The sequence below is a fragment of the Nonomuraea cypriaca genome, assembly GCF_015645445.1.
Classification (GTDB): Bacteria; Actinomycetota; Actinomycetes; order Streptosporangiales; family Streptosporangiaceae; genus Nonomuraea; species Nonomuraea cypriaca.
Window position 1 is genome coordinate 152214 of sequence record NZ_JADOGI010000003.1, and the last position, 10429, is coordinate 162642.

General features: G+C 67.6%; 9 protein-coding genes and 1 pseudogene. 9 read left to right on the top strand and 1 reads right to left on the bottom strand.

Translation table 11 applies throughout. The annotated features are described in order from the left end of the window. The first annotated feature begins 87 nt into the window (after positions 1–87). From ITP53_RS02235 to ITP53_RS02270, 8 genes are all read left to right on the top strand, one after another. Positions 88–1086: an amidohydrolase family protein gene (locus ITP53_RS02235; RefSeq protein WP_195893567.1), complete on the top strand. Its 999-nt coding sequence runs from the start codon at positions 88–90 to the stop codon at positions 1084–1086. A gap of 174 nt (positions 1087–1260) precedes the next feature. Further along, positions 1261–2178 (top strand): carbon-nitrogen hydrolase family protein, encoded by a 918-nt coding sequence (locus tag ITP53_RS02240; protein WP_195893568.1) that lies wholly within the window; start codon positions 1261–1263, stop codon positions 2176–2178. Between the two features lie 16 nt (positions 2179–2194). Next, on the top strand, positions 2195–3100 hold the full coding sequence (locus ITP53_RS02245; RefSeq protein WP_195893569.1) for an ABC transporter permease: 906 nt from the start codon (positions 2195–2197) through the stop codon (positions 3098–3100). After that, positions 3097–3906, top strand: coding sequence for an ABC transporter ATP-binding protein (locus tag ITP53_RS02250; protein WP_328813737.1), 810 nt, complete (start codon positions 3097–3099; stop codon positions 3904–3906). Before ITP53_RS02245 ends, ITP53_RS02250 begins: the two co-directional genes overlap by 4 nt. Positions 3907–4009: 103 nt before the next feature. Then, positions 4010–5074 (top strand): ABC transporter substrate-binding protein, encoded by a 1065-nt coding sequence (locus ITP53_RS02255; protein ID WP_195893571.1) that lies wholly within the window; start codon positions 4010–4012, stop codon positions 5072–5074. Positions 5075–5096: 22 nt separating this feature from the next. Further along, positions 5097–6311 (top strand): alpha/beta hydrolase family protein, encoded by a 1215-nt coding sequence (locus tag ITP53_RS02260; protein ID WP_195893572.1) that lies wholly within the window; start codon positions 5097–5099, stop codon positions 6309–6311. Then, positions 6308–8026, top strand: a complete 1719-nt coding sequence (locus tag ITP53_RS02265) for a CocE/NonD family hydrolase (RefSeq protein ID WP_207755432.1) — start codon at positions 6308–6310, stop codon at positions 8024–8026. Before ITP53_RS02260 ends, ITP53_RS02265 begins: the two co-directional genes overlap by 4 nt. A 332-nt stretch (positions 8027–8358) precedes the next feature. Continuing rightward, complete coding sequence (locus ITP53_RS02270) at positions 8359–8673, top strand: hypothetical protein (RefSeq protein ID WP_195893573.1); 315 nt, start codon at positions 8359–8361, stop codon at positions 8671–8673. Positions 8674–8718: 45 nt separating this feature from the next. Here ITP53_RS02270 and ITP53_RS02275 read toward each other — a convergent pair whose 3' ends face one another. Then, positions 8719–9720, bottom strand: coding sequence for an NADP-dependent oxidoreductase (locus ITP53_RS02275; protein WP_236050329.1), 1002 nt, complete (start codon positions 9718–9720; stop codon positions 8719–8721). Positions 9721–9885: 165 nt separating this feature from the next. On the opposite strand from ITP53_RS02275, the pseudogene ITP53_RS60920 reads away from it, so the two are divergent. Continuing rightward, positions 9886–10077: pseudogene (locus ITP53_RS60920) on the top strand (hypothetical protein); the annotation flags it as partial. Between the last annotated feature and the right edge of the window lie 352 nt (positions 10078–10429).

Genomic DNA, 10429 nt, shown 5'->3' on the forward strand with positions numbered 1-10429 from the left:
CAACATCTTACCGCTCTTGGCGTACGTTACGTACGAACAGCGCGAGCGATAAGTCCGCGCGACAGGCTAGTCACACGGGAGCGGCCCATGCCGACCATCGACCTGCATGCCCATCTGATCGACCGCGCCGCGATCGCCATCCTCAACGGGCGTTTTCCAGAACTGTGCCCCGCGCTGTCCACAGGCCCCGACGGGTACTTTCTCACCTACCCGGGACGCCCGGCACTCGGACCGGTGCCCGCCTCGATGTTCGAGGTCGAGGCCAGGCTGGCCGACATGGACCGCGACGGGATCGACCGCCAGGTGGTCGCGGTGCCGCCGCCGCAGCTTCTCTACCAGCTCGACTCCGCCGCCGGCGCGACCTGCGCACGAGTGCAGAACGAGGCGGCCATGGAAGTCAGCCGGCTTCACCCTGACCGCATCCACGTGTTCGGGACGCTGCCCCTGCAAGATCCGGAAGCCGCGGTCCGGGAGGTGGCCCACCTCGCGAAGGAGCGGCGGGTACGTGGCGTGCAGATCGGTACGAACATCAACGGCGGCAACCTCGACGACCCCGCGCTCGACCCCGTCTGGGCGACCCTCTCCGAGGCCGGCCTGCCGGTCTGGGTCCATCCCGACCAGCGCACCGTCGCGGGAGCCGACCGGCTGTCGTCGTACTACCTGGTCAACCTGGTCGGGAACCCGCTGGAGTCCACCATCGCCATGGCCGCTCTCGTCTTCGGTGGCGTGCTCGAACGTCACCGCGCACTCCGCTTCGGGTTCGTACATGGCGGCGGCTTCACCCCCTACCAGCTCGGCCGCTGGGACCACGGATGGTCGCGCAGGTCAGAGCCCCGCCGCCACATCGCCCGCACCCCGAGCGAGTACGTCGAGCGCATGTACTTCGACACCCTCACGCACGACGACACCGCGCTGGCGTTCCTCGGGGCACGGGTCGGCTGGGAGCGCGTGGTGCTCGGCAGCGACCACCCGTTCGACATGGCCACGCCCGATCCGGTCGCGGCGGTCCGGCGGCTCGGCCTGCCTGAGCGCGAGCAGGCCGCCGTGCTGGGCGGCAATGCCGCACGCTTCCTGCGGGCGATCTAGCGAAGGGTGTGGGCCGTAACCCTAGGTCTATCTGACCGCAACCCTTGCATTACCAAGACATTCCAGTAACACTGCCAATAACAAGACAGCGTTGTCGCTTTCCATCGAAGAGGCTGGGCCCGGCGGTAGCCGACAGGACGCTCGGTCGTTCACCGGTTGGAGGATGCACATGAGGTGTCGAGGCACGCACACGCATCGGTCGGCCGCGCCATGACGCTCACGATCGCGACCGTCAATCCACTCACGCACTTCGGCCCGGACTCCTACGCCGCGAACCTGCGTTCCGCCGAGCAGTACGTCGCCGACGCGTCCGCGCGGGGAGCCCAGCTGGTCTGCCTGCCCGAGACCTATCCGGGAGAGTGGCGCCGGCCGATCACCCGTACGCCGGAAAAGGAGCTGTCGGCGTTGGCGCGCGCCCACCGGGTGCATCTGGTGGGCGGCTTCGCAGAACCGGTCGGCGGTGACACCAGCCGGTGTTACAACACCCTGGTCTTGATGGGTCCTGATGGCTCCGAGCTGGGCCGGTACCGCCGTACCGTGCCCGTGCACGCACCGTGGATCTACGTGGGCGGCGCCTACTGGGACTTCGACTGGGTCCCCGGCGACGACCTGCCGGTGTTCGAGACCGAACTGGGCCGCATCGGGATGCTGGTCTGCAGCGAGGTCTACTCGCCGGAACTGCCTCGTCAGCTCGCGCTCGGCGGCGCCGAGCTCATCCTCATGCCGGCCGGACTGACCGGCCCGCAGCGGCACGCGGGCGGGCACGGCGGCGCCCTCTTCGAGACGTGGCGCACGCTGGCGTGGGCCCGGGCCATCGAGAACCTGGCCGTGACGGCCATCTGCGCCAACATCCCCGACGCGGGTGACAAGGGGGTGTCGATGATCTGCACTCCCGAGCAGGTCGCCCTGGAGGAGTACGGCGAGGGCGTGCACGTCGCCACCGTGGACCTCGACCGGGTGCGCTGGCTGCGGAGGGAACAGGACCGCATCGTCGCCGGCCCCTCACCATGGCGGACCAAGCCCGGCGTGCTCCGCGACTGGCGGCGTACGGACCTGCGGACGGGCTATCTCCCCGAGGCCGCGGCGCAGTGACGCCTCAGCGGCCGACATGAGAAAGGAGCACGTTCTGTCTGAGACAAGCTCCCCCACGACTCCGTCCAAGACGGAGGCCGCATCCCGCCGGCCGCCACCCGCGGACGAGTTCGTCATCCCGCCCGCCCCGCGTCCGCGCGGGTGGCGCCGCGTCGTCGCCTTCTACCGCCGGTTCGACACGGTGATCCACACGGTGGCATCGCTGATCCTCGGGGTGGTGATCTGGCAACTCGTCGCGGAGCGCGCCAGCCAGCTCGTGATCGTGCCCCTCGGCGCCGTCTGGACCGCCCTCCAGGAGAGCCTGAACGGCGGTCAGCTGCTGACGGACTTCGGGGCCAGCGTCCAGGGATTCGCGATCGGCCTGGTGCTGTCGGCCGTCTTCGGCATCGCCATCGGTGTCGTCATGGCGATGAGCAAGGTCGTCTTCGACTTCCTGGACATCTGGGTGTCGGCGTTGTACTCGACGCCGCTCATCGCGCTGGCGCCGTTGTTCGTCATCGTCTTCGGCATCGGCCTGCAGGCGAAGATCGCCGTGGTGATCTCGCTGGCGATCTTCCCCGTGATCATCAACACCGCGGCGGGCATCAGGACCACGGACGAGAAGCTGGTCGAGACGGCGTACTCCTTCGGTGCGAACCGGCGCCAGATCTTCGCCAAGGTGATGTTGCCATGGGCGGTGCCCTTCATCGTGACCGGCCTGCGGCTGGCCGTCGGGCGCGCGCTGATCGGTGTCGTCGTGGCGGAGTTCTTCGGCTCGACCAACGGGCTCGGGCACGCCGTGTTCACCGCGTCGAACAACTTCGACACCGCCGGCGTGTGGCTCGGCGTCTTCATCCTCGCCGCGATCGGCATGATCCTCATCCGGTTGATGCACACACTAGAACGATGGGTGGCCCCATGGCGGCAGTCCAAGGTGCAGTGAACCAAGCCGGAGGACCGGCGCTGAAGCTGGAGGCGCGGGGCCTGCACAAACACTTCATCAAGCGCGGTCAGCCGCTCGAGGTGCTGCGTGACATCAACTTCGGCATCGCTCCCGGTGAGTTCGTCGCCGTCGTCGGCGCCAGCGGGTGCGGCAAGACCACGTTGCTGCGCATGGCCGACGGGCTGGAGTCCATCAGCGCCGGCAGCCTGCTCATCGACGGCCAGGAGCGAACCGATCCCGGCCCCGACCGCGGCTTCGTCTTCCAGCAGGACACGCTGATGCCCTGGCGCACCGTGCTCAAGAACATCGCGCTCGGCCTGGAACTGCAGGGCAAGCCGAAGCGCGCCGGCTTGGAGCAGGCGCGCAGGTTCCTCGAGGTGGTCGGGCTCGCCGGTTTCGAGCAGCACTACCCCCACGAGCTGTCCGGCGGCATGCGGCAGCGCGCGAACCTCGCGCGGGCGTTCTGCATCGAGCCGGAACTCCTTCTGATGGACGAGCCCTTCGCCGCCCTCGACGCGCAGACCCGCGAAATCATGCAGAGCGAGCTGCTGCGCATCTGGGAACGCACCGCGGGTGGCACCGTCCTGTTCATCACGCACCAGATCGACGAAGCGATCTTCCTGGCGGACCGCATCATCGTGCTCACCGCCCGGCCGGGGCGGATGAAGGACATCATCGACGTCCCATTCGCCCGGCCGCGCGATCTCGAGGTCAAGCGGACCGCCGAGTTCGGCGCCCTGTACGACCACATCTGGAAAATGATCGAGGAGGAGGTACGGGTCTCCATGGGCATGAGATCCGGCTGACCCTCGACGGAGAAGATGACGCGATCACACCCACCTGGCGGTACCTCTATGGCGTGCCGAGGACCCCCGGACCCCCTGACCAGCCGATAGATAGGGATTGACGATGCGCTGGCATCACACGAAGACAAGGCACTCGAGGAGATCGGTCAGGTCGCTGATCGCTGTCGGCTGCGCGCTGATCCTGGCGCTGACCGCCTGTGGCGGCAACACCGGATCGGGCAAACCCGGCCTGCAGAAGGTCTCCTTGGCGATCACCGGGTTGAACGCGCTGCACATCTGGATGATCGTGGCGCGCGACTACAAACTCATGGAGCCGGCCGGCATCGACCTCGACCTCGTCATCTTCAACAGCCAGGCCCAGGTCGTGCCCTCCTTGCTCGCGGGCGCGGTGCAGTTCGGGTCGTCCACGCCGGAGCAGGCGATCGCGGCGGGCCTGAAGGAGAAGAGCCTGCGCATGGTGGTCTCGACGGAGACCAAGAATCCCTACAGCCTGGTGGTAGACCCGTCGATCAGTTCGGTGGCCGGGCTCAAGGGCAAGAAGGTGGGCGTCAACGCCGCGAACGCGAGCGCCGACTACTACGCCGGAGCGACCTTGCTGGCCGACGCCGGGCTGAAGCCCAATACCGGCTACACGTTCACGAACGTCGGCGTGACCACCGCGCGGGTGGCGGCTCTGCAGGCCAAGCAGGTTTCCGGGCTGCTGCTCTTCCCGCCCGACACGCTGAAGGCGACCTCCCAGGGCGCCAAGGTCCTCGCCGAGGCGGCCGACTCCCCCAGCCTCAAGGGCGCGCAGTTCGGCACCCTGGTCGCCCTGCAGTCGTGGTACAGCGAGAACCGCGATACAGCAGTCCGTTTCGTGCGCGGCTACCAGGACACGATCAAGTGGCTCTACGACCCGGCGAACAAGGACAAGGTCATCAGGTCCATCGCGAAAGAGATGAAGGTGTCCAACGACGCCGCGGCCACGACGTACAAGCACTTCCTCGAGGACCTGCCCGCGGAGAGCGCGACCGGAGAGTTCACGGAACCGGCGCTTAAGAAGATGTTGGACAACGCGCACGCCAACAACATCGCCTCGCTGTCCTCGGTGACGGACGCCACCCTGCCCAACTTCTACGACAACTCGCTCGCCAAGGACGCGGTCAAGGTGACCGAGAGCGGGAGCTGACATCGAGAGGAATGCCCTGCGCATGACCCAGACGAGCCTTCAGGATCTGTCCTTCAATTACTTTCCCGACAACTACCGCTGGTCTCATGGGCTGCTGCTCGCGCTGAACAATGCGCCGTGGGGAGGCTCGGAGATCGGCGAGGTCAATCGGGTCGGTCTGCGCCTGATGGACCGGCTCGGCGATGACGAGGCGTGGTTTCGCGAATGGGCCGCCCAGGCAGAACACGTCGAGCGGATGGGCCGCGACCGTCTTGCCGCCGGCTACCGGCGCAGCGCCGCCGGCTACCTGCTGCGGGCCTCCTGCTACTACCACGTCGGTGAGCGGTTCCTCACGCCCAAGACCGCCGAGAGCGACGCGGCCTACCGGAGCGGCGTCGACTGTTTCCGTGACGCCGCAGGGCTGACCGACCGTCCGAGGATCGAGAGCGTCGAGATCCCGTACGAGGGCGGCTCGTTGCCCGCGCTCTACGTCCACGCGGAGAACACCACGGCCGGGACCCCGGGTCCCGCGATGGTCTACTTCGACGGGTTCGACATCACCAAGGAGCTGCAGTACCTCAAGGGCGTACGCGACCTGGCGGAACGCGGGATCGCTTGCCTGATCGTCGACGGGCCGGGCAACGGCGAGGCGATTCGCTTCCGCGGGCTCCCGCTGCATCACGAGACCGAGCGCTACGCTACGCCCGCCTACGAATGGCTCGCCACCCGCGACGAGATCGACGCCGACCGGATCGGCGTGATGGCGATCAGCCTGGGTGGCTACTACGCTCCCCGCGCCGCCGCGTTCGAGCCGCGCTTCGCCTGCTGCGTGGCCTGGGGTGCGCAATGGGACTATCACGCCACCTGGGTCCGCAGGCTCGAACGTATCGACCGCAGTGACAACCCGGCGTTGTCCGTGCCGTGGCATCACCTGCTGTGGGTGCTCGGCGTCAATACGCGCGAGGAGGCGCTCACCGCGCTGCGGAGTTACCGGCTCGACGGTGTCGTGCAACGCATCGAGCGGCCCTTCCTCCTGCTGCACGGCGAAGGCGACGAGCAGATCCCGCTCGCCGATGCGCAGGCGTGCTTCGACGCGGTCGGCTCCAAGGACAAGACGCTGCGCCTGTTCACCCGCGAGGAGGGCGGCTACCACCACTGTCAGATCGACAACCTGAGCATCGGGGTGGCGGCGATGTGGGACTGGATCGAGGACAAGCTCCACGGCGAGCAGGCCGATGACCGGAAGGGACAGCAATGAGCACCGTCGCCGATGGAATGCGGATCGACTGGGACGTGCCGATCACGATGGACGACGGCGTCGTCCTGCGCGCGGACATCTTCCGGCCGGTCGAACCCGGTGAGTACGCGACGATCATGTCGATGGGGCCCTACGCCAAGGGCCTGTCGTTCCAGGAGGGCTATCCCGGCAACTGGAACCGCATGATCGAGGCGTATCCGGAGATCGCCGAGGGCACCACCAACAAGTACCAGAACTGGGAGCTCGTCGATCCCGAGAAGTGGGTTCCCGACGGCTACGTGTGCGTGCGCATCGACTCCAGAGGCGCGGGGCGCTCGCATGGTCACCTCGATCCCTTCTCCCCCCGGGAGACGAAGGACTTCTACGAGTGCATCGAGTGGGCCGCGACGCAGGAGTGGAGCAACGGGCGCATCGGCCTGCTCGGGATCTCGTACTACGCGATCAACCAATGGCAGGTCGCCGGCCTGCGGCCCCCGCACCTCGCCGCGATCTGCGTCTGGGAGGGATCGGCCGACTACTACCGTGAGATGTCCAGGCACGGCGGCATCCTCTGCGAGTTCCTCGGCTCATGGTTCCAGCGGCAGGTGGTCCGTGTACAGCACGGGACCGGGGAGCGCGGGCCGCGCAGCCCGGTGACCGGAGAACTCGCGGCCGGCCCCGAGACGCTCTCCGAGGAGGAACTCGCCGCCAACCGCATCAACCCTGGTCAGGACATCCTGGACCGGCCGCTGGACGGCGACTACTACCGCGACCGCTCCCCCGACTTCAGCAAGATCACCGTGCCGCTGCTGTCCTCGGGTAACTGGGGCGGCCAAGGACTGCACCCGCGCGGGAACCTCGAGGGCTATCTGGCGGTGCCGTCGGAGCAGAAGTGGCTGGAGATGCATGGCGACACGCATTTCTCCCCGTTCTACACCGACCACGGCATCGCCCTGCAGAAGCGCTTTTTCGGCCACTTCCTGCGCGATGAGGACACCGGCTGGACGCAGCAGCCCCCGGTCGAGCTGCAGGTGCGCCACCCAGGGGAAAAGTTCGTCCAGCGCAGTGAGAACGAGTGGCCCCTGCGGCGCACCCGGTGGACCAAGTACTACCTCGACCCCGACGGGCAGGCCCTCGGCACCACGCCGAGCAGCGGGGCCGACCTCTCCTACGAGACGACAGGAGACGGGCTGACCTTCCTGACCCCGCCGCTGACCGACGAACTCGAGATCACCGGGCCAGTGGCGGCTCACCTCACGCTGTCCTCCGACACCACCGACGCCGACGTCTTTCTCGCTTTGAGGGTGTTCGACCCGGACGGCGAGGAGGTCACCTTCATCGGAAGCAACGACCCCAGCGTGCCGGTGGGACTGGGCTGGCTGCGGGCCTCACACCGGAAACTGGACACGCAGCGCAGCCTTCCCCACCGGCCATGGCATTCCCACGACGAAATATGGCCGCTGGAGCCCGGTGTTCCGGTCGAGCTCGATGTGGAGATCTGGCCCACGTGCATCGTGGTGCCGGCCGGTTACCGGATCGGATTGACCGTACGCGGGCGCGACTACGAGAACGAAGGAGTCATGCTGCCGGGCGCGATGTACCCGATGAAGGGCACGGGGCCGTTTCTGCACGGCAACGCGCAGGACCGTCCAGCGGCGATCTTCGGCGGCGTCAACACGTTGCATTTCACCGGCGGCGTGGCACCCTACCTTCTCCTGCCGGTCATCCCCGGCTGAACGGGGCGCTCTCGGGGGCCTGACGTGCCAGTCCCTCCAGCGCAGAGCCCCTCGTCCGGTGGAATGGAAGGGGTGGCGGCACTCTCGCACCTGATACCCCGCCGCCAATGGGAGAAGATCTTCCCCATGACTCCGGCCATCCTGCCGGCCCGGCACCACAAACTCGTGGCCAAGAAGTGGGACCACCGCGGACGGCGCCGTCCCGGACGACCGCCCACGACAGCTGCGGTCAAGGCCCTCATCCTGCGCATGGCCGCGGAGAACCCCAAGGCGGGGCCCACCGGCGCATCCACGGTGAACTCACCCGCCCTGGACATATCGCCGCTTCTACCGTGTGGAACATCCCGAACCGGGCCGGGATCGACCCCGCCCCACGCCGTACCGGGCCGACATGGAAGCAGTTCCTGACCGCCCAGGCCGAACACATCGCCGCCGTCGACTTCCTCTACGTGGACACCATCAACCTCACACGCCTGTACGCCCTGATCATGCTCGAACACGGCAGCCGCCGTGCCCACCTGCTCGGCGTCACCGCCAACCCCACCGGCCCGTGGACCAGCCAGGCCGCCCATAACTTCCTGATGAACACCGCTCACCCGCTACCTGGAGCACTACAACACGGCCCGCCCCACAGACCACGCGGCTGACGCTGATCCACGAGGAGGCCAGGACCGCTCGCTGTCTCCGTGTCCCTACGGACGAACGCGGATGATCGTCTTCCCTTTGGCCCGCTTGGTCGGGTTGAAGGCGGCGACGGCGTCGTCGAGGGTCGCGACGTTGCCGATGTTCGTCCGCAGCCGTCCGTCCCGCACCCGCTGGACGATCTCACTCAGTTGGGGGCGATCGGGCACGACGACGAAGTCGATCGCCAGGCCGTCGGCGGGCCGTGCCTCGGGCGGCCCGGCGATGGTCACCAGCGTTCCTCCGGCTCGAACCAGACCCGCGGACCGCCTCCCGATGTCGCCGCCGAAGACATCGAAAACCAGATCGACTCCGCCGACGTCTTCCAGGGCGTCGTTCTCGAGGTCGACGAACTCCTGCGCGCCGAAGTCGAGCGCCGTCTGACGGCCGGCAGCACGCCCGGTGCCGATGACGTAGGCGCCGGCCTCGCGGGCGAGCTGGGTTGCCATCGAACCGACTGCGCCGGCCGCACCGTGCACGAGGACGCTCTGCCCCGCCCGGAGGCGGCCGTGCTCGAACAGTCCCTGCCACGCGGTCAGGCCCGGCATCACGAGGCTCGCGCCCGCCGTGAAGTCGACGTCGCCCGGCAGCGGCGCGAGGTTGCGTGCCTCGACGACTGCGTACTCCGCCAGCGTGCCGTCGCGGGTCCAGTCCGTGAGGCCGAACACCCGCTGGCCCACCGACAACCCCGTCGTTCCATAGCTGAGGGCGGTGACCACACCGGCCAGCTCGTGCCCGGGGATCGACGGCGTCCGGTCACGGCCGAGGCGATCGGTCCAGGTCGAGGGCCACTCCAGCTCATCCCAGGTGAATCCCGACGCATGAACTTCAACGACGACATCGCCGTAGTTCGCGCCCGTGAGACTGGCGAGCCTCGCCGCGTCCGGTTCCGGCCGCTCCACCAGCGTCATCCCCGCCGTTCCCGCGGCCTGGTCCGTCACCACAATCGCCTTCATCCGGCACCTCCCCGTATCCAGTCCTCGCACCATACCCCCGTGGACGATATCGTCCATTATGGTACCGGTAGACAGGCACCCGGCCAGACGAGGACGTACCGCCACGACCACCAGGCATGCTGCTGGTGCTCCAAGCAACGTATGACCGGCGGAAACTTGCCGATCGATGCCACGCCGGTCTTCTCTGGACGCAATAGTCCAGTTGGTTGACGCAGGTTTGCGGGCGACTACGTCCTCACCGCGGTGAACCTCATCACCGGGTCCCTCGCTGACGATGACGTCGCCATGGGTGGGTACCACATCGGCATCCACAGGCCGAGTGGAAGCACGGGTGGCGGTGGGATTGCGGCCGCCCGGCCACAGGAGGAGGGGTGCATGCCCGGCAACACAGCAGCCCGTCTGTCCCCGCCGTGATCACGATGTGTACTGGTTCTGGTTCTGTAACAACCGCGAGGCTGGGTAGCGTGGCGGTCCTGACCGATCGGCTCGTCTCGACCACCGCGAGCTGGCGGGTGATCTCCTCCAATCCCGAGTCGGACCAGTCGCCGAACGTCGCGAGATCAGGACGGACCGTTGGTACGGGAAGTAGATGCCGGTCAGTTGCGCTCCATGGTCCACTTAAAGTGATGACAAAAGGGCCGAGCTAGAGGCAGACCCGTGGCCGAGCGGGACCGTATAGTCCATGCGGCGGCGGCTGTGATCAAACAGGGTAGCCTGAGGCCTGTGAGCAGGCCGGAGAACGCACAGCCGGGGCGGAGGCTGACGC